We start from the raw sequence: 24118 nt of genomic DNA, 5'->3' as shown, positions 1-24118 counted from the left end.
TCCGCCCGCGCGGACATGCCCCTCACTTCCTCCGCGCGGCAACACTGTCCGCATTCGCCGCGACCCGGCGCAGTAGCGCGAGCAACGTGTGGAATTCCTCGGCGGAGAAGCCACGCGCGATCGCGGCGCGGGCGGCGTGAACCCGGTCGGCGGCCTGGGCGCGCACCTGAATACCGGCGGCGGTGAGGGTGTAGCGCCCGGTGGCATCGGCGACCAGCACACCGCGGTCGGCCAGCTCCGTCAGCAGCGGCGCGACCGACTCCGGCCGCCCGCCCACGAAGGGCGCCAAGGCCGCGGCCGTCGCGACCGAGTCGACCGGCCCGTGCGCAACGGTGTTCAGAAGCTGCCACGATCGCCGATCCAGGTTCAGATCCCGAAGTGCCGCAGCGAGATTGTCCTCGAGCCGATCGTGGATGTGCTTGACCCAGTAGCCGAGAGGTTTGGGCACCTCGATCTCATCGCGCGGATGAGTGGACTGCGATGTTGCCGTCATGAAGTCACCTTTCATATACATGTCATAAGACATGTATATGTACTGTAACAAGTATTTGTAAACTGACAAGTATGGGTGACGAGGCGGCAGTGGCGGCGATCGAACGGGCGATGGTCGCGATTCGGCGCAGTCAGACCCGGCGGGCGCTGAAACGTCTCGCGACCGCGACCTCCGATCCCGCCATCGACCCGACCACTTTCGGCGTGCTGGACGCCGTGGAAGACCGCGAGGACGCGGCGACGGTCGGCGAGATCGCCCAGGCGCTCGATATCGACCAACCCCGGGCCAGCCGCTTGGTCGCCCGCGCGGTCGCGGACGGGCTGCTGCGCCGCGAAGCCGACCAATACGACGCGCGACGCGTCCTGCTGCGCCTCACCCCTGCCGCACGCGCGGCGCTGGACAGCGCGCACCAGGCTCGCCGCAGCGTCTTCGCACATACCACCGCCGAGTGGGAGGCGGGCGAACGTGCCGAATTCGCCCGGCTGCTGACGAAATTCGTGGCCGACCACCGCCGCGTGACCACCGCACCCGACACGTGACGCGCGCACCCCGTGGTTTTCGGCCGAACCCCGCGCCCGCCGTCGGCACCCGCAGCCGGATTCTGGCTCGCGTCCGGATCGCGCGCTGGGATCTCGTCGTACGCCAGACCATCGTCGACCCAGGCGGCGACAGCGGCTGGCACTACCACGACGGAACCCTGTTCGTGCTGGTCACCGGAAGCACGCTGACCCATCCCGGCACCGATTGTGTACCGCTCACCTATCGGCCCGGCCGCATCTTCCGCGAACCCGCGGGCCCCGAGCACGCGCACACCGCGCGAAACCGAAGCCGGACACCGTTGCGTCTCAACGTCCTCTACCTGCTGCCGACCGGAAGTCCACTGTCGCGCCCGGTCCCCGCACCTGCCTGCGACGGCGGCTGAGGGGAGCGCCGGCCGATCGAGGCTCGTACCATGACGACATGCCCGTCGAACAGGCTCGGATCGCCGGGACTGTGGTGGAGGTCGCGGTCCCGGCGCGAGCGCGCCCGGGGGTGGCGATGGCCGGATTCCGGGGACGGACAACCGATTCCGTCGAACTTCGGATGGTGCCCTATCCCGCTTACACCCTCTTCCTCGACCTCGGCGACGCGCTGCTCGTCGACCACGGCAGTGGTGGGCGCCAACGCGGCAATGTCGTCGTGGGCCTCGACTCCGGCTCGGTCTGCGGATCCGGGCGGGAGATCGACCTGCTGCAGGTCCGACTGTCACCGGTGGTCGCCCACGCGGTGCTGGGTCCCGGTTCCGAGGTCGGCGCGACGGTCCTCGCACTCGAGGATCTCTGGGGGCGCGACGCCGAGGGTTTGACCGAGCGGCTACGGTCCGCCGCATCGTGGGATGCGCGATTCGCGATCGTCCACCACGCCCTCACGCGGCGGTTCGGCGCGGGCCGCACCGTGGACCGCGAGGTCGCGTATGTCTGGTCGCGGATGGCCGCCCAACACGGACAGGTCCGGGTCGAGGGCCTGGCCGACGAGGTGTGCTGGAGCCGGCAACGCCTGTGGTCCCGGTTCCGGACCCAGCTCGGCATCACACCCAAACACGCGGCCCGGCTGGTTCGCTTCGATCATGTGGCGCACCGGCTCGCCGCCGGGCACAGCGCCGCGGCGGTGGCCGCCGACAGCGGTTTCGTGGATCAGTCCCACCTGCATCGCGATGTCATGGCATTCGCGGGAATGACGACCTCGGCCGTCGCCCGGGCCACCTGGCTGGAAGTCGATCCGGTGGCCTGGCCCGCGCAGCGGCCGGGAACCATTTCTCCCGCCACCGCATCGCACAGCGGGAGTCGCATATCTCAATAATATTCTCACAATTATCGATTCAGTCTCCCGCCGCCAGCTGCCGGTAGAGCGTGGCCCGGGATACTCCGATATCGGCGGCGATCTCCCGCATGCCTCGTCCCGAATCACGCTGGCGCCGTGCCGATTCGAGCATCTCCGGGGTCATCGCACCGGGCCGGCCCCGCCGGCGTCGCCCGGCCTCGGCGCCGGGCACCGGATCCGGACGCGGCGACTCCCGCGGCGGGGTCGTATCGAGCAGACGCGCGGCGCCGCCGAGAATCGCCGCGCGCAATTCCTCCGGATCCCGGCCGGCGAAGATCACCACCGGATCACTGAGCGCGGCGTAGACCTGCGCGGCGCGCACCCGCGCGCCGAAATCCGCATCGGGACCAGCGATGATGCTCTGCGCCGCCAGTGCGATATCGCGGAGCCGGAGGTAGGTCGCGTCATCGGCCGACAGCGCCTGATCCTGCATCTGCATCCGCAGTAGCCGACCGTGCTGCAGCCATACGTCGAGCAGACCTCGAATCACCGCCCAGCGCCGATCGCCGGTCGCGGACAGTCGATCCGCCGCCGCCAGCACCGCCTCGGAATCGGCCAGCACCGGCGCCACCAGCGCGACCACGATCTCCCTCTTGCTCGGAAAATGGTACAGCACAGCCGTTTTGGTGATGCCGACGCGTTCGGCGATCTCCCGGACGGATACCGCGTGATACCCGCGCGCGGAGAAGAGCTCCAGCGCGACATTCAGGATCCGCGAACGCGAGTCGTCGGTCATGCCCGAAATCCTACCCGTTGACTGACCGTCGGTCAGCACGCTACTGTCGATACTGACCGATGGTCGGTAATTTTGAGACGGGAGCACACCGTGCGGAATCGCGACATTCTCATTTCCGGTGCGGGCATCGCCGGACAGACCCTGGCGTACTGGCTGGCGGCCTACGGCTTCCGGCCGACGGTCGTCGAACGAGCGCCGCGGCTGCGGACCGGCGGCCAGGGCGTGGATATCCGCGATCAGGCCATCGAGGTCGCCGACCGGATGGGCATCATGGCGCCCGTGCGGGCCGCGGCCGCCGATGTGCGGGGTATGCGATTCGTGAACGCCGACGGCGCGGAGATCGCCCACATCGACATCCAGCGGATCAAGGACGAGCACGACACCGGAGAAGTCGAGGTCATGCGCGGTGACCTGGTCCGGATGCTGCACGAAACCTCCTCGGACACCGTCGAATACCTCTTCGACGAGTCCATTCGCGACGTACACGCCGACGACGACGGCGTCACCGTCGAGTTCGACCGCGCCCCGAGCCGGCGCTTCGATCTGGTGGTGGGTGCCGACGGCCTGCATTCGGGGCTGCGACGGCTGGCGCTGGGGCCGGAGACCGACTTCGTCCGGCATATGGACCACTACTTCGCCTTCGGCGACGTCGACGCCGAACTCGGCCCGGACCGCTGGGTGAGCGTCTACAACACGCCGGGCCGAATGGCCGGTATCTACCGGTCCGGCAATCACGCGCAGGCCAAGGGGTACTTCATCTTTCGCAGCCCGCGCCTGGACCTCGATCTACGCGACCGAAAGGCCGTGCGCGAACTGCTGTTCCAGCGCTTCGGCGGCGAACGGGCGTGGCAGGTAAGCCGTTTGCTCGACGGCGCGCTCACCGATGCCGAGTTGTACGTGGACTCCCTCGCCCAGGTGCGGATGCGGCGTTGGTCGGCCGGACGGATCGCGCTGGTCGGCGACGCGGCCTACTGCGCCTCCCCGGCCTCCGGCGCGGGCGCCGAACTGGCACTCGTCGGCGCGTACCGGCTCGCGGGTGAACTCGCCGTCGCCGACGGCGAACACGAGGTGGCCTTCCGCCGCTACGAAGCCGCCCACCGCGGCCTGGTCGAACGCAAGCAGAAGATCGGGCCCAATGTCCGGCTGCTGGCGCCGCGCACCCGAGCGGGGATCGTCGTCCGCAATACCCTGACCAAGCTCCCGCTGCTGGAGTCCCTCGCCGGAATGGAGCGCATCATGGCCCCGAAGGCGGCCGAGCCGCTGCCGGACTACCGAGCCCTCGTCGCCGCCCGCGGGTGATCACGGCTCGGGAGTGCCGATCCGGTTTCGTCCGCGCTGGGCGGGTAGTCGCCCCTCGAGTGCTCACACCGGAACCCGATCACTCGAGGAGTAATGCCGATGACTTCCACCAGCGTCCAGCCCATGAGCGCCTCCGGCCCCGATGCCGAACCGTTCGAGACGATCGACCCCTACACCGGGCGAACGCTCGCCGAATTACCGTATCTGGCCACGGAGCAGCTCGACGCGCTACTCGAACGCGCGAACGACGCCTATCACGCCTGGCGCGACACACCGGTGGAGGAGCGCGCCCGCGTGGTCTCCGCCGCCGCACAGCTGATGCGGACCCGCAAGGACGATCTGGCCCGGCTGATCACCCGCGAGATGGGCAAGCGGATCTCCGAGAGCGAATGGGAGGTCGACCTCGCGGCGAACATCCTGCAGTACTACGGAGACAACGGACCGGGGATCCTGCGCCCCACCACCCTGGACGTCGACGAGGGGGAGGCACAGATCGTGAACGCTCCCCTCGGGGTCCTTCTCGGCGTCGAACCGTGGAACTTCCCGCTCTATCAGGTGGTGCGGTTCGCGGCGCCGAACCTGGTGCTGGGCAACACGATTCTGCTCAAACACGCGAAGATCTGCGCCCTGACCGCGCTGGAGGTCCAGCGGATCTTCGCGGATGCCGGAGCGCCCGAGGGCGTCTACAACAACGTCTTCCTGCGCATCAGCGATATCGAGCACGTGCTCGCCCATCCTGCGGTGCAGGGCGTCTCGCTGACCGGCAGCGATGCGGCGGGGGCGGCGGTCGCCGAGATCGCGGGCCGGCATGTGAAGAAATGTGTCCTCGAGCTCGGCGGCAGCGATCCCTTCATCGTGCTCGACGCCGACGATCTGGACGACACCCTGGACGCGGCGACCACCGGGCGACTGGCGAATACGGGACAGAGTTGTGTGGCCGCCAAACGCATGATCGTGCCCGACCGCTTCTACGACGCCTTCGTCTCGGGTCTGGCCGAAAGGTTCGGCGCACTGCGAGCCGGCGATCCATCGGATCCCGACACCACCCTCGGGCCGCTGTCGTCGGCGCAGGCCGCCGAAGACCTGCTCGAGCAGGTTCAGGACGCGCGCGACCAAGGCGCGACGGTGGTGGTCGGCGGTGGTCGCCCGGAGATACCCGCGCCCGGCCGCCGGGAGGCCTTCGTCGAAGCCACGGTCCTGACCGATGTGACCCCGCAGATGCGCGCCTACTCCGAGGAACTGTTCGGGCCGGTCGCGGTGGTCTACCGGGTCGCCGACGAACAGGAGGCGATCGACCTGGCGAACAGGTCGAGATTCGGGCTCGGCGCGACCGTCTTCAGCAGTGATCCGGAGCGGGCGCGGGCGGTGGCCGAGCGCATCGACAGCGGCATGGTGTGGATCAACCAGCCGACGACCACACAGCCCGACCTGCCCTTCGGCGGCGTGAAGCAATCCGGCTTCGGCCGCGAGCTGTCCGAGCTGGGCATGTTCGGCTTCGCCAACCGCAAGCTGATCCGCACCGTGCCCCGCACAACCGCATCAGCCGGCTGAGTCGACGGAAAGGTGGTGCCGCATGCGCGCGGCGGTTCTACGGACATTCGGCGGCCCGGAGGCGCTGACCGTCGAGGAGATCGAGACGCCCGCGCCGGCGGCGGGCCAGGTACTCGTCCGGGTGCGCGCGTCGAGCGCGAATCCGGTCGACGGCCTGATCCGGCGCGGCGTGGCGAATCCGGACCTGTCGCTCCCGGCGGTGCTCGGCAGCGATGTCAGCGGCGTGGTCGAACAGGTGGGTGCGGGCGTCACCGGCTTCGCCGAGGGCGATGCCGTCTACTACACGTCGGAGCTGGCCACCGGCGGCGAAGCGTATGCCCAATACCACGTGGCCGATGCCTCGATCGTGGCGCCGAAGCCCGCTTCGCTGTCGTTCGCCGAGGCCGCCGCGATCCCGCTGGCCGGCGGCACCGCATGGGAGGCCATCGTGCGCCGGCTGGCGGTGCGCCCCGGGCAGACCATGCTGGTCCACGGTGGATCGGGTGGCGTCGGCTCGTTCGCCGTGCAGTTCGCCCGCGCGGCCGGCGCGACGGTCCTGGCCACCGCCGGCACCGACCATCAGCAGGTCCTGCGTGATCTCGGCGCCACGGCCATCGACTACAAGAACGAGGATTTCGTCCGAATCGCGCGGGCGCATACCGACGGTGCCGGGGTCGACGCGGTGCTCGACACCGTGGGCGGGCACAACGTGGGCCACAGTTCGGAGGCCACGCGCGAGGGTGGGCGGATCGCCACGGTGCTGGCGCCCGATGGCCGACTCGACGATCTGTACCAGCGCAATCAAACGCTCTACGGCATCTTCCTCACTCGCGAGCGCCGCCGGCTCACCGAGATGACGCCGTTGTTCGAACGCGGGGTGGTCCGGCCACGAATCGCGAAGACCATGCCGCTCGACGACATCGTGGAGATCCATCGGCTGCTCGACGACGGACACAGCGCCGGCAAGCTCGTCGTGGAACTACCCTGACCCGCGATATTCGCCGGCGTGATACACGTTTCGCGGGTCACACCCCGGCGGGGAACCCGGACCACCAGCCGGGGAATTCCGTCAGATCGGACAGCACGACATCGGCACCCGCGGCGGCCAGCTCATCCGCGGCACACGGTCCGGTGGCCACCCCGACGGCGACCGCCGACGCGGCACGGGCACCGCGGATATCGCCGATGTGGTCACCGACATACACACCGGCGTCGTATGCGCGCAGCGCCTCGGCCTTCTGTTCGGCCCACAGATCACCGATCACCGCATCGACCTCTATATCCAGATGATCGAGGTGCAGCTTCGCGTTGGGCTCGTATTTGCCGGTCACCACGATCACGAGGCCGCCGCGCGCGTGGACGGCGGCGGTCGCGGCACGGGCACCGGGCAACGCCACCGTGCCGGTGATCGCGTAATCGGGATACATCCGCCGGTACAGCGCGGCCATGGCCGGCACCTCGGCGGCCGGGAACCAGTTGGCGAGCTCGTGTTCCAGCGGCGGACCCAGCCGGTTGACGACCAGATCACTGTCGATCGGTGTGCCCGTGTGTTCCGACAGCGCGCGATAGCAGGCGGCGACACCGGGACGCGAGTCGATCAGCGTCATGTCGAGGTCGAAGCCGACCGTCGGCGACGTGGGAGAACTCAATGGGCGGGCTGGCAGGCGTCGCGCAGTGAGCACGCCCCGCAGGAACTTCCGCATCCGCCGACATCCGCGGGGACCAGTTCGACGATCGCCTCGGTGGCCGCGTTGGCACCGGCGCCGAGGGTGAACAACCCCACGACCAGTGCGACGACGGTGGCGATCACGCCCACCCACACCCCCGCGACCAGGACGATCGCACCGGCGGCGGCGAGCAGCACCCCGGCGCCGACCGAGGTGGGTCCGGCCACCCGATTGGCGACCCGGAAGGTTTCCTCGGTACTCAGCGCGTCGTCGGTGTGGACGCCGAAGAAGCGATTGCGAGGCAGCGCACCGGCCAGCCCCAGTACCCCCGTGACGACGGCGACAGCCGCCAGCAGAAACAGGACGATCGCGACCACGAACACCCGGAATACGGTACTCCGGTGGCAAACCGCCCTGTTCACGGGGCTCGCCCGCACAGCCACCGGCGCGCTCGGCGTGAGCCCGAGGACCCGCCCGACCGCGACGGCGGTCCCGATACCCCTTTTTGGGTGCTGACGTGCGCACGCTCTACCCTGATGGGCGACGTTGTCCACAGACGTTCACCAGGGGAACTCGGCGATAAGAAGGCAGGACCGTGCAGGACACTCGTGCAACCGATACAGCCGGCGTCTCGACCGGCCGGGGCGACGGGCCCGGAAACAACCTGCCCGACGCCGATGCCCCGGCACATCGCTACAACGCCGAGCTGGCCGGTTCCCTGGAGAGCAAATGGCAGCGGACGTGGGCCGAGCGCGGCACCTTCTACGCGCCGAATCCGGTCGGGCCGCTGGCGGGTGAGACTCCGGCCGACAAGCTGTTCATCCAGGACATGTTCCCCTACCCGTCCGGCGCGGGTCTGCACGTCGGACATCCCCTGGGCTATATCGCCACCGACGTCTTCGCGCGCTATCACCGGATGCACGGCCGGAATGTGCTGCACGCCCTGGGCTACGACGCGTTCGGCCTGCCCGCCGAGCAGTACGCGGTGCAGACCGGCGCGCACCCGCGGGTCACGACCGAATCCAATATCGCCACCATGCAGCGGCAATTGGACCGGCTGGGCCTGGGCCACGATCGGCGGCGGTCGTTCGCCACCACCGATCCGGAGTTCTACAAGTGGACGCAGTGGATCTTCCTGCGCATCTACAACGCCTGGTACGACCCGGCGGCGAACAAGGCCCGCCCGATCGCCGAGCTGGTGACCGAATTCGAATCCGGCGCTCGCACGACCGAGGACGGCCGCGCGTGGGCCGAGCTGACGGCGGCCGAGCAGGGTACGGTCCTGGACTCGTATCGCCTGGTGTACCAGTCGGATTCGGTGGTCAACTGGTGCCCCGGGCTGGGTACCGTACTGGCCAACGAAGAGGTCACCGCCGAGGGTCGCAGTGAGCGCGGCAACTTCCCCGTGTTCCGTAAGCGCCTGCGGCAGTGGATGATGCGGATCACCGCCTACTCCGATCGCCTGGTCGACGATCTGGATCTGCTGGACTGGCCGGACAATGTGAAGGCCATGCAGCGCAACTGGATCGGGCGCTCCCGCGGCGCCCAGGTGTCCTTCGGCGTGGCGCGAGCGGCGGGCGCGCACGAGGCAGCGGGCGAGAGCATCGAGGTCTTCACCACCCGGCCGGACACCCTGTTCGGCGCGAGCTACGTGGTGCTGGCCCCCGAACACGAGCTGGTGGACCGGCTGGTGGCGGCGCAGTGGCCCGAGGAGGTGGCGGCACGCTGGACCTACGATGCCGCATCCCCCGCCGAAGCCGTTGCGGCATATCGCACGTCGATCGCCGCGAAGTCGGATCTGGAACGCCAGGAGAACAAGGAGAAGACCGGCGTCTTCCTGGGCGCGTACGCCACCAATCCGGTGAACGGCGCACAGCTGCCGATCTTCATCGCCGACTACGTGCTGTCCGGCTACGGCACCGGCGCGATCATGGCGGTCCCCGGCCACGACCAGCGCGACTGGGAGTTCGCGACCGCGTTCGGATTGCCGATCCCGGAGGTCATCTCCGGCGGCGACATCTCCGAATCCGCGTATACCGGTGACGGCGCCCTGATCAACTCCGACTACCTGAACGGCCTGGACGTCGAGACCGCCAAGGCCACCGTCATCGAGCGGCTGGAACGCGACGGCCAGGGCAGGGGCACCATCCAGTACAAGCTGCGGGACTGGCTGTTCGCCCGCCAGCGCTACTGGGGTGAGCCGTTCCCGATCGTCTACGACGAGCAGGGCGCGGCCCATCCGCTGCCGGAATCCATGCTGCCGGTGGAACTTCCGGAGGTGAAGGACTTCGCCCCGGTAACCTTCGACCCCGACGACGCCGATTCCGAGCCGTCGCCGCCGCTGGCGAAGGCCACCGACTGGGTGAACGTCGAACTGGATCTGGGCGACGGCCCCAAGACCTACCGCCGCGACACCAATGTCATGCCGCAGTGGGCGGGTAGCTCCTGGTATCAGCTGCGCTACACCGACCCCACCAATTCCGAGGCCTTCTGCGCACCGGAGAACGAGCGCTACTGGCTGGGCCCGCGCCCGGCCGAGCACGGTGCGAACGATCCCGGCGGCGTGGACCTGTACGTCGGCGGCGTGGAGCACGCGGTACTGCATCTGCTGTACGCGCGGTTCTGGCAGAAGGTGCTGTTCGATCTGGGCGAGGTCTCCGGTCCGGAGCCCTATCGGCGGCTGTTCAACCAGGGCTACATCCAGGCCTTTGCCTACACCGACGAGCGGGGCGCCTACATCCCGGCCGCCGACGTCGTCGAGCGCGACGGGAAATTCTTCTGGCGCGACGACTCCGGCACCGAGATCGAGGTCTTCCAGGAGTACGGCAAGATCGGCAAATCGCTGAAGAACGCCATCTCGCCGGACGAGATGTGCGATCTGTACGGTGCGGACACGTTCCGGCTGTACGAGATGTCGATGGGCCCGCTGGACACCTCCCGGCCGTGGGCGACCAAGGACGTCGTCGGCGCGCACCGCTTCCTGCAGCGGGTGTGGCGACTGGTGGTCGACGAGGAGTCGGGCGCGGTCCGGGTCACCGACGACGCCCCGGCGGATACCTCGGTTCGCCTGCTGCACAAGACGATCGACGGTGTCGACGGCGATTACGCGGCACTACGCGACAACACCGCGGGTGCGAAGCTGATCGAGCTGACCAACCACCTGACCAAGCAGTACCCGCAGGGTGCGCCGCGGTCGGTGGTGGAGCCGCTGGTACTGATGCTGGCCCCGATGGCGCCGCATATCGCCGAGGAGCTGTGGGAGCGGCTGGGCCACACCACGGCGCTGGCGCACGGGCCCTTCCCGATCGCGGATCCGGCGCTGCTGGTGGAGGATTCGGTGGAATACCCGATCCAGGTCAACGGAAAGGTGCGCAGCCGGGTCAGCGTGCCGGCCGACGCCGACACCGACAGCGTGGAGGCCGCGGCGCTGGCGGATGTCAAACTGCTGGAGTTCCTGGCCGGTAAGACACCACGCAAGGTGATCGTCGTACCGGGCAAGCTGGTCAACGTCGTCGCGTGATCGGATCGGGCGGCCGCGGGGCCGCCCGGTACCGGTTCAGCGGGCGATCGGCCGGAGCACGATCTCGGTCGGATGCGCGTCGCGCGGTGTCTCGATCGCGTTGCGCACGGTACGGGCAACCGTTGCGGCGGTGAGGAATTCGCCGGGGTCGTACTCGCGCCGCTCCTGCGCGATGATCGCGCGCTGCATATCGGTGTCGATCCGACCCGGATGGATCGAGGTCACCCGCAGCTCCGGCTCCTCCAGTCGCAGCGCGTCCCCGAAGGCGCGCAGCGCGAACTTGCTCGCCGCGTACACACCCCAGCCGGGATTCGCGCGCAGTCCGGCGCCCGAATTGATCAGCACCACATGGCCGTTCGCGGCACGCAGCGCGGGCAGCAGCAAACGGGTCGACTCGGCGACCGCGATCACATTGGCTTCCATCGTCGTTCGCCACTGCGCCACCGAGGATTCGGCGATGGGGCCCAGCTCGGCGACACCGGCGTTGTGCACCAGCACATCCAGGCGCTCGATCGGCGCGGTCGCGGCGGCCAGAGCGTCGTAATCGGTCAGATCCACCGGCCACGCCCGGGCGTCGGGCAGTTCGGCCCGGATGTCACGCAGCGAGCCGGCCGAGCGCGCGCCCAGCAGCAGCCGATGGGTGCCGGCCAGTTCCCGCGCGATCGCGGCGCCGAGCCCACGACTGGCACCGGTGATCAGCGCGGTCGGCAAGTCCTGTGCGGCAGAGGAATCCGGGGAGTCGGCCATACCGCCACCGTAACCGGGTGTCGGACCCGGCGCGCACGGACCCGGTCGTCCCGCGCGGTGACCGGTCGTCCGTGACCGTGCGCCGCGATTACCCACATTCATCCCCAGGGCGAGGGCGGACAACACCACCGCCGCTATGCGGACACCTGGCGCACACGGGTGGCGGGTCGCCGCGCGATGGGTGTAATCAATCTCGAGCACAACGAACGACGAACCGAGGCGATGAGGGTGGCGACTGCCGAACGAGTACCCGGACCCGAGCAGGTCCCGGCGATGGCACATGTGCCGCGCGCAACCCCGCGCCAGCGCGCATATCTGAAGGTGACGTCGCAGAATAGGGGGATGAACGGTGCCGGCTTCACCCCCACCCAGCTGGCTGCCCGGGCCTCCTACCTGCTGCGCGGCAACGATCTGGGAACCATGACCAGCGCCGCCCCCAAGCTCTATCCGCACATGTGGAGCTGGGATGCCGCATTCGTATCGGTGGGGCTGGCGCCGCTGAGCGTGGAACGCGCCGTCGTGGAACTGGACACCCTGTTGTCGGCGCAATGGCGCAACGGGATGATCCCGCACATCGTGTTCGCCAACGGGGTGGACGGCTACTTCCCCGGTCCGGCCCGGTGGGAATGCCGGCGGCTGGCGGCCAACGCCCCCGACGGCCCCGACACCTCGGGCATCACCCAGCCCCCGGTCCACGCCATCGCGGTGCAGCGCATCCTCGACCACTCGCGCCGCCACGGCCGCAGCACCCGGGCGGTGGCCGAGGAGTTCCTCGATCGCCGCTGGGTGGATCTGATGCGCTGGCATCGCTGGCTGGCCCATTCTCGCGACCCCAAACAGCACGGGCGGATCACGCTGTATCACGGCTGGGAGTCCGGTATGGACAACTCGCCGCGGTGGGATCGCGCCTACGCCAATGTCGTCGTCGGCGATCTGCCGCCCTATCGGCGCGCCGACCTCGACGTGGTCGAACCCGCACAGCGGCCGTCGGACCGCGAATACGACCGCTACCTGTGGCTCGTGGAACAGATGCGCCGATGTGGATACGACGATTTCCAGCAGGCCTCGACCATGAGCTTCGCGGTCGAGGACGTCTTCGTCACCGCGATCTTCGCCCTCGCCTGCGATGTCCTGGCCGGTATCGGTGAGGACTACCGCAGGCCACACGCCGATGTCCGCGAGCTCTACGAATGGGCCGACTACTTCCGTGCCGGGGTCATCGCCACCACCGACGCCCGCACCGGTGTCGCCCGCGATTTCGATCTTCGCGCCGACCAGTGGATCAGCACCGAAACCCTGGCCATGTTCGCGCCCCTGCTGTGCGGTGGCCTGCCGCGCCCCGCCGAACGCGCGCTGCTGCGACTGTTCGAGGGGCCCCGGTTCTGTGGTCATCCGGATCTGCGGTACGCACTGCCCCCGTCGACCTCACCGGTATCGAAGGATTTCCGCCCGCGCGAATACTGGCGGGGTCCGGTGTGGCCGGTGATGAGCTGGCTGTTCTCCTGGGTGTTCGCCCGCCGCGGCTGGGCCGAACGCTCCTTCATGCTGCGTGCGGAAGGTTTGCGACAGGCCGGTGACGGCAGCTTCGCCGAGTACTACGACCCGTTCACCGGGGACCCGCTGGGCAGCATGCAGCAGTCCTGGACCGCGGCCGCGGTACTCGACTGGCTCGGATGAGTCACGCGTAGACACTGGTCACATCGGCATCGGCTGCTTACTCTCGTAGCCATGTATCGACGCACCGTGGCTCGTCCGAAAGTCCGTCGCTTCACCGCAGCCCTGCCGCTGCTCGCCGTTGCCGGCATATTCTCGGCAACCGGTTTCGCCACCGCCGCCCCCACCGGGCCCGATGTGTCCTCCTGGCAGCATGTGGACGGCCGGCTCATCGACTGGTTCGCCGTCCGGGCCTCCGGCCACAACTTCGCCATGCTGAAGGCCACCGAGGGATTGAACTACGTCAATCCCTACTTCGTGCCCGACAGCCTGCTGATGCGGGCCGCCGGGGTCGCGCGCGGTACGTATCACTACGCCCATCCCGAACTACCACCGGAGCCGCAGGCCGCCCTGTACGCCACGGTCGTACTCGGCCAGAACGGCCCGCTGGATCTGCCGCCGGTGCTCGATATGGAGAACTCCGGAGGTCTGCCCCCGGCGGCGCTGATCGACTGGACCCATCGCTACCTGAGCACCGTGCAGGCGCTCACCGGGCGGGTCCCGATCGTCTACACCTATCCGCGGTTCTGGCAGACCGCGATGGCCGACTCCGATCAGTTCCACCAGTATCCGCTGTGGATCGCCGACTACCGCGGCAATCCCCAGCCCGAAGTACCCGGTGGCTGGCCGGCGTGGACGTTCTGGCAGACCACCGATTCCGGCAATGTGCCCGGCATCGCGGGCAATACCGATGTCAACGTCTACAGCGGCGCCCAGGGCAACTTCGCCCAGTACGCCAATTTCCCGTTCAGTGGCAGCGCCACCGGCAGCGGTTAGAGCACCTGGGACAGGAACTGCCGCAGGCGCGGGGTCTCCGGATCGTCGAACAGCCGATCCGGCGGCCCCGTCTCCACCACCTTGCCCTGATCCATGAACAGCACGCTGTCGGAAACCGAACGGGCGAAGCCCATTTCGTGCGTCACCACGATCATGGTCATTCCGCCCGAGGCCAGATCGGCCATCAGTGCCAGGACTCCCTTGACCAGCTCCGGATCCAGCGCCGAGGTCGCCTCGTCGAACAACATAAGCTCCGGTTTCATCGCCAGCGCCCGGGCGATCGCGACCCGCTGCTGCTGACCGCCGGACAGATTGGCCGGGCGGGTGTCCGCGCGCGCTGCCAGGCCGACCGCATCGAGCTGTTCCAAGGCCACGGCCCGTGCGGCCTCCTTGCTCAGCCCGCGCAGCTTGCGCGGGCCCAGCGCCACATTCTCGGCCACCGTCTTGTGCGGGAACAGATTGAAGTGCTGGAACACCATCCCGATGCGCTGCCGCAGGCGGTCCGGATTCTCGCCCAGCACCGAGACCCCGTCGATCAGCACATCACCGGAATCCGGCTCGTGCAGGCGGTTCAACACCCGCAGCAGCGTGGACTTACCCGAACCCGATGGGCCGATGACCGTCGTGGTGTGACCGGCGTCGACATAAATGTCGACACCGCGCAGCACATGATTGGCGCCGAGAGTGAGGTGCAGATCGACCCCGGCGAGCGAGGAACTCGTCCGCGGGGCCCCGTCCTGGTCGCTCACGCCGCCTTCGTCCTGGTCGCTCACGCTCCGCGTCCTTCCGTGATGACAGCCTGTTCGATCTCGTCGGCGGCGGTTTCCGCGCGGCCCGTCCGCAGCCGGCGGTCGATGTAGTTCACCAGGTGGGTGAGCGGAATGGTGAGGAGCAGATACACCAGGCCCGCGGCGACCAGCGGTGACAGATTCCCGGTCTGCGAATTCAGATCGCGGCCGACGGCGAACAATTCCCGCTGCGAGGCCAGCAGGCCGAGGAAGTAGATCAGCGAGGAATCCTTGATCAACGCGATGAACTGATTCATCAGCGCCGGAAGCACTCGTCGCACTCCCTGTGGAATCACCACCAGTGTCATGGCCTGCCGGTAGCCGAATCCGATGGCCCGCGCCGCTTCGAGCTGTCCCGGTTCCACCGACTGGATACCCGAGCGGAAGATCTCCCCGATATACGCCGAGGCCAGCAGGGCCAGCGCGACCGCGCCCAGCCAATACGGATTGTTACCCGTGATGCCCTTGACCACCGGGCCGATTCCCAGGCCGATCAGCAGAATGATCACCACCGCCGGCAGACCGCGGAAGATATCGGTGTAAATCCTCGCGGGCCAGCGCAACCAGCGAGTCCGGGAGATGCCGGCGACCGCGAGCAGGATGCCGATGAAGGTACCGAGCACCCCGGAAACCAGTGCCAGGATCAGGGTGTTGAGCAGACCTGTCTCGAACAGATCCGGAAATGCCTGCCGATACAGCGACCAGTCGAAGAAGGTGTCCTTCAATTGCGCCAGTGTGGATTTCGGCGCCACCTGCTGATCGGAACGCTGATGTTCGGCCGCGATCTTCTCGAAATCCGGCAGTTGCGGCATCGGAGCGGCCTTGGATCCCGGTTTCCAGCCCGGCGGCAGGGGCCGCGGCACCCAGTCCGAATACAGTTTGGCGTAGGTGCCGTCGGCGATGATCGCGTCGAGACCGGAATTGAGCGCGTCGATCAGCGGCTGATTGTTCTTGCGCACCGCCCACGCGGTGAAATTGTCCAGGCTGAAGGTGTTCTGCACGATCGACGTGGGATCGCCCGGTTTGATCGCACCGGTCGCCTGCTGGGACGGGGCCACCCACGCTTCGATCTGCCCGGTTTTGAGATTCGCGTACGCGGTGTTGTAGTCCGGGAATTTCACCGCGTCCAGATGCAGGGTTCCGGTGACGTATTCATCCTGCACGGTGCCCTGCACCACGCCGATGCGCATACCCGGCTTCAGATCGGAGAAGCCGTGTATCGCACTCCCGTTGGGGACGACCAGCGAGAAATATCCGAAGTCGTAACCGTTGGTGAAGCCGACCTGCTGTCGCCGCGCGTCGGTGGTGGTGATGCTCGACGACCCGACATCGAAACGGCCGGTCGAGACCAGCGACAGCAGTGAGGCGAATTCGGTGCCCGAGAACTGCACCCGCAGGCCGAGTTTCGCGCCGATGGCACGCAGCAGTTCGTTGTCGAACCCGGTGAAGGTGCCCGACGGATTCACGCAGATACTCGGCGGTGCGTCCGACAGCGTTCCCACACTGAGCACTCCGGGCTGCGCCAAGCCCAGCCGGTTGATATCGATCGAGTCGAGCGGGGCCGTGGTCGCGGTGGTGTAGCGGTCGGTGCCGGCCGTGGCGCCACTGGCCAATTTCGTCGGCGCCGGCGAGGCTGCCGACGGTCCGGGCGGCGCGCACAGATTCCCCGCCGTCGACGCGGTGCCGTCATCGGAACTACAGGCGACGGCGAACAGCAGCATCATCGCCGCCATCGCCGCGATCAGCGCACGGCGGCGCGAGACGGGCAAACGGGCCATAGCCGAAAACCCTAGCCGCCGTCGCGGTGTGTCGGATGGCACCGGCGCGCCGCGACGATCCGCAGGTCCTGCTATCGCACCGCGGAAGAGATGGAATCAGGGTGATTCCAGCGGTCAGGCGATACCCGCCACCGACTCCGGGTTGAAGGCATCGCGCCAGGCGATGGCCTCCACGACTCCGCTCAGGTCGTAATCGGGCCCGCCGGCGCCCACGGTGAACAGCGTTGCCCCGGCCTTCACCAGGTTTTCGGCGGCGTCGGCACCCGGCCACGCCACCGACCGTTCGATCCGCGCCGGATCGGTTCCGGCGTCGGCGCAGTGGTCGGCCAGAATCTTCGACTTCCGTTCCAGCACATCGAGTTCGGCGAAGGTGTGCCAGATGTCGGCGTACTCGGCCACCAGCCGCAAGGTCTTCTTCTCCCCGCCGCCGCCGATCAGGATCGGAATCTTGCGCACCGGAGCCGGATTGAGTTTGCCCAGCCGCGCGTCGATCCGGGCCAGATACTCCTTGAGCAGCGCCAAACGCGTTCCGGCCGTGCCGAACTCGTAGCCGTACTCGTCGTAGTCCTTCTCGAACCAGCCGGCGCCGATACCCAGGATCAACCGGCCGCCGGAGATGTGGTCGACGGTCCGGGCCATATCGGCGAGCAGATCGGGGTTGCGATATCCGCCGCCCGTCACCAGTGCGCCCAGTTCCACCCGCTCGGTTTGCTCGGCGATCGCACCGAGCATGGTCCAGCACTCGAAATGCGCGCCGTCGGGATCGCCGTAGAGGGGATAGAAGTGATCCCAGTTGAAGACGATGTCCACGCCCGCATCCTCGGCCCTGCGCACCGCGTCCCTGATCAGCCCGTAATCGGGAGCGTGCTGAGGCTGGAGCTGTACTCCGATGCGAACCGGTCGACTCATCCCGTGCTCCTTCGTCTGGTGAGCTGCTGTACGGCCGGGCGGTGGCCGTTGCCGAGGCTACTCGCCGACCGGCCGCGGCGCCCGGACACGTGACGGGCGGGCCCGATGAACGGCTCCTCAGTAGGATGCGCACCGCGATCGCGGCCGGTCTGATGATGTTGGGCCAGATCTCGCGTTGACCAGCGATTCGCCGTGGAGCGGGCCGTGCCCTGCGGTCATTACTTTTCCGATCGGTGCGGCCATTGCCGTGACCACCTACGGATGGAGGCAGACCGCGAAGCGATTCCGAGCTGGGTGCCGCTGACGATGCGAGGCACGCGATGGATCTACGCCGGCACTGCAGCGACAGCGTCGATCTCGACCAGCGCTCCCGGTATCGCCAGGCCCGCGACCTTGGCGACGGTGATGGCGGGCGGGTTCGGTCGTTGCCCCCACACCTGCTGGAAGGCGGCGAAACCGGTGCGCACGTCGTGGCCGTCGACGACCAGGATCGTCCACTTGACGACGTTCTCGATTGCGGCGCCCGCGGCGGCCAGACAGGTCTGCAGGTTGGCCAGCGCCTGCCGGGCCTGTGCGCCCAGGTCCGGGCCGGCCAGCTGTCCGTTTCCATCGAGACCGTTCTGGCCCCCGATGTAGATGATGTCCGTACCCGCGGGTACCCGCACAACCTGGGTGAAAGCGGGGTTGCTGAGCATCGTCTCGGGATTGATATGCGTCGCGATCGCCATACCCCGACTGTAACCAGTTAGACTGGTGTCATGCAAACGCGAGCGACACTTCCCCCCGATGTGCGCCGACGCTTCCGAAGCGGCCGGGCCGCACTGGATTTCGTGCACACCGGCGGTGACGGAGAACTTGCGAGCTGGGAAATAGTGCACACCGTGGACGATTTGCGGCGTTGGGTTTCGTTCGTGCTCGGACTCGAGGACCTGACCGCGGCCTCATCGGACCTGCCCGCCATGCGCGCGGTGCGCACAGCGATCACACACGCCGCCTATGGATTGGCCGCCGGTGATCCCGTGCGGCCCGACGACATCGCGATCCTGAACGCCGCCGCCGCCGAACCGCCCCTGGTACCCGTTCTCGGGCCCGGCCTCACGCTCGAGTACGCCGCCCCGACCACCCGCGCCGCCCTGTCCACTCTGGCCCGCGACGCGATCGACCTGTTCACCGGCCCGTTGGCCGGCCGGATCCGTGTCTGCGCCGCCGAAGACTGCGGGCTGCTGTTCGTCGATACCTCGCGCCCGGGCCGCCGCCGCTGGTGCTCGATGGAGCGCTGCGGCAACTTGGCCAAGATCCGCAAGTACCGCGACACTTGAGCTCCCGCAACGCCGTTGGACGTCGAAGAAGGACATCCGCAACCGGGTCACGGAGCGGAACGAAGATCCCGAACTGTTCGCCTGGACCCGGGCCGGCGACCGGATCCTCGAACGTCTCCCGCATATCTTCGGCGAGTTCCCGGCGTGCGGACGCGCTAGCTCCGATTGGCCAAGGACTCGAAGATTCGGGCGAAGCCGTGGTCGCTGAAGCCTTGGTCGCGTTGACGTTCGATGAGGTTCTGCACCATCTGGAGCGCTTCCGGACTGACGCCCTCGTCCCGCGCGGCGCCCACCATCTTCGTGAGGTCCGAGAAGGCGAGGCTCTGCTGCCCGGGCACCGTGTAATCTCCGCCGTCGATCACCCGGCCGTAGGCTCCGAGCTCACCCGTCATCGCGGCGAGCCACGGGGCCGCCATCCCCGCGAACTCCTCCGCCTTCACGCCGGCTTTCGCGACCATCGCCGCGCCGTGCATATATCCGGCGAACATGATGTACATGCCGGAGAGCAAGGCGAAGTCGTAGAGCGCGGCCAGGCCCGGATCCGATCCGAGATAACGTGCCTCGCCCCACAACTCCAACAGATCCCGGTTCGCGTTGAAGCCGGATTCGCTGCCGCTGAACAAGATCGACGATCCAGGTCCGCCGATCATGGACGGGACCGCCATGATTCCTCCGTCCAGATAGTCCGCGCCCTGGTCGACCACCCATTCGGCAAAGGCGCGGGACTGATTCGGAGACGTGGTGGTGACATTGACAACGGTGTGTCCGGCCAGCAGGGCGGCGTGCGGCGCCAGCACCTCACGGACCGACGCGTCATCGAACAGCACCGTCACCAGCACGGGCGCCGCGGCGATCGCCGTCGCCACATCATCGGCCACGATCGCTCCCGAGTCGGCCAGTGCCTGGGCGCGGCCGTCGGTTCTGTTCCACACCACCGTGCGGTATCCAGCCGCCACGAGTGCGCGGGCCAGCTCGGTGCCCATCGCACCGAGACCTAGGACGGTGACGCTCTTCTGCTCTGCCACAGTTCTTCCTTTCGCTTATGTGCGACACCCATCATGATTCGATCCGGCATACTTGACCAGTACTGACATTTTTGTGCGGTACCCACCTTTTGGTAAGGAGCTTTGACATGACGGTTAGCAGACGCGAGGGCCCATACTTCTGCGGAATCGACGCCGCGATGGACGTCGTCGCAGGCAAGTGGAAGTCACTCATCCTGTGGGAGCTGCAAGAGAACGGCGTCCGACGGTTCGCCGAACTACGTCGCGCGCTGGTTGGGGTCAGCGAGAAGATGTTGGTGCAGCAACTGCGCGAGATGGAAGAGGACGGCCTGATTCACCGCGAGGTGTATCCGCAGGTGCCGCCGAGGGTCGAGTATTCGATGACCGAGCACGGCACCAGTCTCAACGCCGCGCTGGCCCCGCTGGCCGAGTGGGGAAAGGACCGCATCAACCGCACCGGCGCCCAAAAGGTGGCCGTCGGCGCGTGAGCGTCTACGAGACCTCCCACCCGCTCGCGCTGAGAGGGCCTTACCGGCTGCGGCTAATGTGATGGCGCTGTCCAGGATGCTGGAGCCAGTAACCAAGCAAGACCCCTCTACTCGGATCGTCCGGCACGTTCCTGCCGGTGAAGGGATTGATTCACCATGGCCACGGTCACTTTCGACCAAGCCACCCGGCTCTACCCGGGGGCTGACACACCCGCCGTCGACAAACTGGATCTCGAGATCGCCGACGGCGAATTCCTGGTGCTGGTCGGCCCGTCGGGCTGCGGCAAATCGACCTCGCTGCGCATGCTGGCGGGTCTCGAAGATGTCAACGGCGGCCGGATCCTGATCGGTGACCGGGATGTCACCAACGCCGAGCCGAAACAGCGCGATATCGCCATGGTGTTCCAGAACTACGCGCTGTATCCGCATATGACCGTCGCGGAGAACATGGGCTTCGCGTTGAAGATGGCCAAGGTGCCGAAGGCGGAGAAGAACCAGCGGGTGCTGGACGCCGCCAAACTGCTGGACCTCGAGCAGTTCCTGGACCGCAAGCCCAAGGCACTGTCGGGCGGTCAGCGCCAGCGAGTCGCGATGGGACGCGCCATCGTGCGCCAGCCGCAGGTGTTCCTGATGGACGAGCCGCTGTCGAATCTCGATGCCAAGCTGCGGGTGCAGACCCGTACCCAGATCGCGCAATTGCAGCGCCGGCTGGGCACCACCACCGTCTACGTCACCCACGACCAGGTCGAGGCCATGACCATGGGCGACCGGGTCGCGGTACTCAAGGACGGCCTGCTGCAGCAGTGCGCCTCCCCGCGCGATCTGTACCGGGATCCGGCGAATCTGTTCGTCGCCGGATTCATGGGTTCACCGGCGATGAATCTGTTCACGCTGCCGCTGTCGGACGGTTCGGTGACGCTCGGCGGACATGCCGTTGCCGTACCGCGCTCGGTGGCCGACAAGGCCACCGAGACGATCGTCGTCGGGGTGCGTCCCGAGCATTTCGATCTGGCGGGCGGGACCGACGGGATCGCGATGGAGATCGATGTGGTCGAGGAGCTGGGCTCCGACGCCTACATCTACGGCCGCACCATCGGTGAGACGGGCGGCGACGAGACGATCGTGGCCCGCGCCGATTGGCGCAACCCGCCGCAGAAGGGTGACAAGCTCACCCTCACCACCGATGCCGAGCACATCTACTTCTTCGATCCGGCCAGCGGCGCCCGTCTGACCTAGCGTTTCGCGAACTCGCCTGCCCCCGAACCTGCTTCGGGGGCAGGCGAACGACGGTTCAGGTCCGCGGACGGCGCCGGTCCCGGTTCACCCGGACCCGGATGTCCTCGAGTGCGACCTCGTCGCCCCCGCTGCTGCGCAATTCCACCCGCACCGGTTCCCCGGTCGTGTCTTCGACTCGTTCCAGCGGCGGCGTGCCGCCCTGAAGGTATTTGTCACCCCATTGCCACAGGGCGAAGATCACCGGAAGCAGATCGCGTCCCATCTCGGTGAGCACGTATTCGTTGCGGGTGCGCTTCCCCTCCTCCTGATAGGGCTGTTTGCGCAGCAGCCCGGCCTCGGTGAGTTTGCGCAGTGCCGCCGCGGCGGCGGCATCGGTGATCCCGACCCGCGCGGCGAATCCGTCGAATCGCGTGGTGCCGTAGATGGCCTCGCGCAGAATCAGCATGCTCGAGCGGGCGCCCACGATATCGAGCGCCTTGACGATGGAGCAGCCGTCCGGCTTCCACGAATTCAGATCGCGCAAGGGTCCTTCCAGCTTTACCGGCATGATTCTCATCATACAACGCTGACTTGCCACAACTAACGTCAGGTTCTAATCTGGCTATAGAACGACCTAGTTAGGTCGTCGCAACGGCGCGATAGCGAAGGAAGTCGCCATGAGAGACGCAGTGATCGTCGAGGCCGTACGCACCCCGATCGGCAGGGGCAAAGCCACCGGAGCACTGCACGACCTGCACCCGGTCGATCTGTTCGCGCACAGCCTGCGCGAGGTCGTGCGGCGCAGCGGGATCGATCCCGTCCTGATCGACGATGTGATCGGCGGGGTGGTCACCCAGGTCGGCGAACAGTCGGTCAACATCACCCGCCGGGCCGCCCTCGCGGCGGGATATCCCGAACAGGTACCGGCCACCACCGTCGACCGGCAGTGCGGCAGCAGTCAGCAGGCCATCCACTTCGCCGCACAGGGCGTCCTGGCCGGCGCCTACGACGTCGTGGTCGCCGGCGGGCTGGAATCGATGAGCCGGGTGCCGATGGGCTCGAGCGTCCTCGGCGCCACCGATATCAACGGCGTCGCCTTCGCCGAGCGGTATCCGGACGAGCTGGTGCCCCAGGGAATCAGCGCGGAGCTGATCGCCGCCCGCTGGGATATTCCGCGCACCCGGATGGACGAGTTCTCACTGGCCAGCCACGAGAAGGCAGCGGCCGCGACGAAGAACGGCTCGTTCGAAGGCCAGCTCGCGCCCGTGGGCGGGCTGAGCGCCGACGAGGGCATCAGGGTCGGCAGCACCCTGGAAACCCTCGCCGGATTGCGACCGGCCTACTATGGCGAAACCTACGCCGCCCGGTTCCCGGAGATCGGCTGGAACGTCACCGCCGCCAATGCCAGTCAGATCAACGACGGCAGCGCCGCGGTATTGATCATGACCAGCGAGAAGGCCAGGCAGCTCGGCCTCACCCCGCTGGCCCGGCTGCACACCTTCGCGGTCGCGGGCGACGATCCGCTGCTCATGCTCACCGCGGTCATCCCAGCGACGCGAAAGGTCTTGCAGCGCTCGGGATTGTCGCTGTCGGATATCGACCTGTTCGAGGTCAACGAGGCGTTCGCCGCGGTGGTGCTGGCCTGGGCCGCCGATACCGGCGCGGATCTGTCGAAGGTGAACGTCAACGGCGGCGCGATCGCCCTCGGCCATCCGCTCGGCGCCTCCGGAGCCCGCCTGGCCACCACCCTGGTCCACGCCCTGCACGAACGCGGCGCGCGCTACGGCCTGCAAACCATGTGCGAGGCGGGAGGTCTGGCGAACGCCACCATCTACGAGCGACTGTGATGTCGGCCGTGGCACCGGCCGTGATCTCAGTACGAGATCACGACCAGTGCCGTGGCGAAGCCGGCCAGCCAGGCCTCCGCGATCAGCGGTAGCGCGAGCACCGCGTAACGCCAGGCGGCGCGGCGTTCCCGCAGCGCCCGCAGAATCCACCGGCCGGCGAGCAGCAGCGCACCCGCGAGAGCACCTGCGGCGACCACGTACGCCGGGGCGAGGTCGCGCGCGGCGGGTGCGCGCTGCCGCGCCATCTCGCGGTACGGCAACCCGTACCGCCAGATCAACCAGGCCAGCGCACAGGCGGCCAGATACAACACCGCGCTCAACGCGGCATCCCACCACCGCGGCCGTGGGCGGTCCAGCCGGAATTCCATACTTCATGGAAACTTCCGCGGTGCCGCACAGGCAAGGGCTCGACGCTGATTAGGCTGGCC

The 24118-nt window shown here is 67.8% G+C and carries 25 protein-coding genes; 13 read left to right on the top strand and 12 right to left on the bottom strand.

The genetic code is table 11. The annotated features are described in order from the left end of the window. Positions 1-22: 22 nt before the first annotated feature. Entirely contained in the window at positions 23-493 is a 471-nt protein-coding gene (locus LKD76_RS01775) for a MarR family winged helix-turn-helix transcriptional regulator (protein ID WP_227979173.1), read from the bottom strand. Positions 494-564: 71 nt separating this feature from the next. Between LKD76_RS01775 and LKD76_RS01770 the strand changes: the two genes are divergently transcribed. The 3 genes from LKD76_RS01770 to LKD76_RS01760 are packed head-to-tail and all read left to right on the top strand — an operon-like array spanning position 565 to position 2332. Continuing rightward, positions 565-1032, top strand: a complete 468-nt coding sequence (locus tag LKD76_RS01770) for a MarR family winged helix-turn-helix transcriptional regulator (RefSeq protein ID WP_227979172.1) — start codon at positions 565-567, stop codon at positions 1030-1032. Beyond that, a complete protein-coding gene (locus LKD76_RS01765) occupies positions 1029-1415 on the top strand; it encodes a cupin domain-containing protein (protein ID WP_227979171.1) in 387 nt (128 codons plus the stop codon). Before LKD76_RS01770 ends, LKD76_RS01765 begins: the two co-directional genes overlap by 4 nt. A 38-nt stretch (positions 1416-1453) precedes the next feature. Further along, positions 1454-2332 carry an AraC family transcriptional regulator gene (locus tag LKD76_RS01760; protein ID WP_227979169.1) on the top strand — a complete coding sequence of 293 codons (879 nt, stop codon included), beginning with the start codon at positions 1454-1456 and terminating at the stop codon, positions 2330-2332. Between the two features lie 19 nt (positions 2333-2351). On the opposite strand, the gene LKD76_RS01755 is transcribed toward LKD76_RS01760, so the two are convergent. Continuing rightward, complete coding sequence (locus LKD76_RS01755; protein ID WP_227979168.1) at positions 2352-3089, bottom strand: TetR family transcriptional regulator; 738 nt, start codon at positions 3087-3089, stop codon at positions 2352-2354. Between the two features lie 90 nt (positions 3090-3179). On the opposite strand from LKD76_RS01755, the gene LKD76_RS01750 reads away from it, so the two are divergent. The 3 genes from LKD76_RS01750 (at position 3180) to LKD76_RS01740 (ending at position 6906) form a co-directional block, all read left to right on the top strand. Further along, positions 3180-4388, top strand: coding sequence for an FAD-dependent monooxygenase (locus LKD76_RS01750; RefSeq protein WP_227979165.1), 1209 nt, complete (start codon positions 3180-3182; stop codon positions 4386-4388). A gap of 99 nt (positions 4389-4487) precedes the next feature. After that, positions 4488-5939 carry an NAD-dependent succinate-semialdehyde dehydrogenase gene (locus LKD76_RS01745; RefSeq protein ID WP_227979163.1) on the top strand — a complete coding sequence of 484 codons (1452 nt, stop codon included), beginning with the start codon at positions 4488-4490 and terminating at the stop codon, positions 5937-5939. A 22-nt stretch (positions 5940-5961) separates the two neighbouring features. Next, on the top strand, positions 5962-6906 hold the full coding sequence (locus LKD76_RS01740) for a zinc-binding dehydrogenase (protein ID WP_227979162.1): 945 nt from the start codon (positions 5962-5964) through the stop codon (positions 6904-6906). A 37-nt stretch (positions 6907-6943) separates the two neighbouring features. On the opposite strand, the gene LKD76_RS01735 is transcribed toward LKD76_RS01740, so the two are convergent. Beyond that, a complete protein-coding gene (locus tag LKD76_RS01735) occupies positions 6944-7567 on the bottom strand; it encodes an HAD family hydrolase (protein WP_227979160.1) in 624 nt (207 codons plus the stop codon). After that, positions 7564-7968, bottom strand: a complete 405-nt coding sequence (locus LKD76_RS01730; RefSeq protein WP_227979159.1) for an SdpI family protein — start codon at positions 7966-7968, stop codon at positions 7564-7566. Before LKD76_RS01730 ends, LKD76_RS01735 begins: the two co-directional genes overlap by 4 nt. A gap of 281 nt (positions 7969-8249) precedes the next feature. Between LKD76_RS01730 and leuS the strand changes: the two genes are divergently transcribed. Next, on the top strand, positions 8250-11105 hold the full coding sequence (gene leuS, locus LKD76_RS01725; protein ID WP_227985051.1) for a leucine--tRNA ligase: 2856 nt from the start codon (positions 8250-8252) through the stop codon (positions 11103-11105). Between the two features lie 36 nt (positions 11106-11141). On the opposite strand, the gene LKD76_RS01720 is transcribed toward leuS, so the two are convergent. Beyond that, positions 11142-11852 carry an SDR family oxidoreductase gene (locus tag LKD76_RS01720; protein ID WP_227979158.1) on the bottom strand — a complete coding sequence of 237 codons (711 nt, stop codon included), beginning with the start codon at positions 11850-11852 and terminating at the stop codon, positions 11142-11144. A 342-nt stretch (positions 11853-12194) separates the two neighbouring features. Between LKD76_RS01720 and ggh the strand changes: the two genes are divergently transcribed. Together ggh and LKD76_RS01710 are read left to right on the top strand one after the other, a co-directional pair. Further along, positions 12195-13529, top strand: a complete 1335-nt coding sequence (ggh, locus tag LKD76_RS01715) for a glucosylglycerate hydrolase (RefSeq protein ID WP_227979156.1) — start codon at positions 12195-12197, stop codon at positions 13527-13529. 51 nt (positions 13530-13580) lie between these two features. Next, positions 13581-14342, top strand: a complete 762-nt coding sequence (locus tag LKD76_RS01710; RefSeq protein ID WP_227979154.1) for a glycoside hydrolase family 25 protein — start codon at positions 13581-13583, stop codon at positions 14340-14342. Here the strand turns inward: LKD76_RS01710 and LKD76_RS01705 are convergent. The 4 genes from LKD76_RS01705 to LKD76_RS01690 all read right to left on the bottom strand — a co-directional run bounded on the left by LKD76_RS01705 (position 14339) and on the right by LKD76_RS01690 (position 18545). Then, entirely contained in the window at positions 14339-15091 is a 753-nt protein-coding gene (locus LKD76_RS01705; RefSeq protein WP_227985050.1) for an amino acid ABC transporter ATP-binding protein, read from the bottom strand. The two genes, LKD76_RS01710 and LKD76_RS01705, sit on opposite strands and share 4 nt — an antisense overlap. A 20-nt stretch (positions 15092-15111) precedes the next feature. Beyond that, complete coding sequence (locus tag LKD76_RS01700; RefSeq protein ID WP_227979153.1) at positions 15112-16908, bottom strand: ABC transporter substrate-binding protein/permease; 1797 nt, start codon at positions 16906-16908, stop codon at positions 15112-15114. A 114-nt stretch (positions 16909-17022) separates the two neighbouring features. After that, a complete protein-coding gene (locus tag LKD76_RS01695) occupies positions 17023-17817 on the bottom strand; it encodes an LLM class F420-dependent oxidoreductase (protein ID WP_227979151.1) in 795 nt (264 codons plus the stop codon). Positions 17818-18143: 326 nt separating this feature from the next. Further along, positions 18144-18545 carry a RidA family protein gene (locus LKD76_RS01690; protein ID WP_227979150.1) on the bottom strand — a complete coding sequence of 134 codons (402 nt, stop codon included), beginning with the start codon at positions 18543-18545 and terminating at the stop codon, positions 18144-18146. Positions 18546-18575: 30 nt separating this feature from the next. On the opposite strand from LKD76_RS01690, the gene LKD76_RS01685 reads away from it, so the two are divergent. Further along, a complete protein-coding gene (locus LKD76_RS01685) occupies positions 18576-19136 on the top strand; it encodes a CGNR zinc finger domain-containing protein (RefSeq protein WP_227979149.1) in 561 nt (186 codons plus the stop codon). Positions 19137-19291: 155 nt separating this feature from the next. Here LKD76_RS01685 and LKD76_RS01680 read toward each other — a convergent pair whose 3' ends face one another. Further along, positions 19292-20161: an NAD(P)-dependent oxidoreductase gene (locus LKD76_RS01680; protein WP_227979147.1), complete on the bottom strand. Its 870-nt coding sequence runs from the start codon at positions 20159-20161 to the stop codon at positions 19292-19294. Between the two features lie 107 nt (positions 20162-20268). Between LKD76_RS01680 and LKD76_RS01675 the strand changes: the two genes are divergently transcribed. Next, positions 20269-20628: a winged helix-turn-helix transcriptional regulator gene (locus LKD76_RS01675; protein ID WP_227979146.1), complete on the top strand. Its 360-nt coding sequence runs from the start codon at positions 20269-20271 to the stop codon at positions 20626-20628. Between the two features lie 156 nt (positions 20629-20784). Continuing rightward, positions 20785-21864: an ABC transporter ATP-binding protein gene (locus LKD76_RS01670; protein ID WP_227979144.1), complete on the top strand. Its 1080-nt coding sequence runs from the start codon at positions 20785-20787 to the stop codon at positions 21862-21864. 55 nt (positions 21865-21919) lie between these two features. Here the strand turns inward: LKD76_RS01670 and LKD76_RS01665 are convergent, their stop codons facing one another. Then, positions 21920-22411, bottom strand: a complete 492-nt coding sequence (locus LKD76_RS01665) for a winged helix-turn-helix transcriptional regulator (protein ID WP_227979143.1) — start codon at positions 22409-22411, stop codon at positions 21920-21922. A 109-nt stretch (positions 22412-22520) separates the two neighbouring features. Here LKD76_RS01665 and LKD76_RS01660 point away from each other — a divergent pair, with 109 nt between their 5' ends. Beyond that, complete coding sequence (locus tag LKD76_RS01660) at positions 22521-23690, top strand: thiolase family protein (RefSeq protein ID WP_227979141.1); 1170 nt, start codon at positions 22521-22523, stop codon at positions 23688-23690. A gap of 26 nt (positions 23691-23716) precedes the next feature. On the opposite strand, the gene LKD76_RS01655 is transcribed toward LKD76_RS01660, so the two are convergent. Next, a complete protein-coding gene (locus tag LKD76_RS01655) occupies positions 23717-24010 on the bottom strand; it encodes a hypothetical protein (RefSeq protein ID WP_227979139.1) in 294 nt (97 codons plus the stop codon). Between the last annotated feature and the right edge of the window lie 108 nt (positions 24011-24118).

The sequence above is a fragment of the Nocardia spumae genome (assembly GCF_020733635.1).
GTDB classification, from domain to species: domain Bacteria; phylum Actinomycetota; class Actinomycetes; order Mycobacteriales; family Mycobacteriaceae; genus Nocardia; species Nocardia spumae.
Note: the sequence above shows the minus strand (reverse complement) of the source record. Positions and strands in the feature narration are given on the sequence as shown.

Coding starts and splice junctions, on each gene's coding strand:
- LKD76_RS01775 (WP_227979173.1), bottom strand. CDS start 493: ATGACGGCAACATCGCAGTCCACTCATCCGCGCGATGAGATCGAGGTG.
- LKD76_RS01770 (WP_227979172.1), top strand. CDS start 565: ATGGGTGACGAGGCGGCAGTGGCGGCGATCGAACGGGCGATGGTCGCG.
- LKD76_RS01760 (WP_227979169.1), top strand. CDS start 1,454: ATGCCCGTCGAACAGGCTCGGATCGCCGGGACTGTGGTGGAGGTCGCG.
- LKD76_RS01755 (WP_227979168.1), bottom strand. CDS start 3,089: ATGACCGACGACTCGCGTTCGCGGATCCTGAATGTCGCGCTGGAGCTC.
- LKD76_RS01745 (WP_227979163.1), top strand. CDS start 4,488: ATGACTTCCACCAGCGTCCAGCCCATGAGCGCCTCCGGCCCCGATGCC.
- LKD76_RS01740 (WP_227979162.1), top strand. CDS start 5,962: ATGCGCGCGGCGGTTCTACGGACATTCGGCGGCCCGGAGGCGCTGACC.
- LKD76_RS01720 (WP_227979158.1), bottom strand. CDS start 11,852: ATGGCCGACTCCCCGGATTCCTCTGCCGCACAGGACTTGCCGACCGCG.
- ggh (WP_227979156.1), top strand. CDS start 12,195: ATGAACGGTGCCGGCTTCACCCCCACCCAGCTGGCTGCCCGGGCCTCC.
- LKD76_RS01710 (WP_227979154.1), top strand. CDS start 13,581: ATGTATCGACGCACCGTGGCTCGTCCGAAAGTCCGTCGCTTCACCGCA.
- LKD76_RS01700 (WP_227979153.1), bottom strand. CDS start 16,908: ATGGCCCGTTTGCCCGTCTCGCGCCGCCGTGCGCTGATCGCGGCGATG.
- LKD76_RS01695 (WP_227979151.1), bottom strand. CDS start 17,817: ATGAGTCGACCGGTTCGCATCGGAGTACAGCTCCAGCCTCAGCACGCT.
- LKD76_RS01690 (WP_227979150.1), bottom strand. CDS start 18,545: ATGGCGATCGCGACGCATATCAATCCCGAGACGATGCTCAGCAACCCC.
- LKD76_RS01685 (WP_227979149.1), top strand. CDS start 18,576: ATGCAAACGCGAGCGACACTTCCCCCCGATGTGCGCCGACGCTTCCGA.
- LKD76_RS01675 (WP_227979146.1), top strand. CDS start 20,269: ATGACGGTTAGCAGACGCGAGGGCCCATACTTCTGCGGAATCGACGCC.
- LKD76_RS01670 (WP_227979144.1), top strand. CDS start 20,785: ATGGCCACGGTCACTTTCGACCAAGCCACCCGGCTCTACCCGGGGGCT.
- LKD76_RS01665 (WP_227979143.1), bottom strand. CDS start 22,411: ATGCCGGTAAAGCTGGAAGGACCCTTGCGCGATCTGAATTCGTGGAAG.
- LKD76_RS01660 (WP_227979141.1), top strand. CDS start 22,521: ATGAGAGACGCAGTGATCGTCGAGGCCGTACGCACCCCGATCGGCAGG.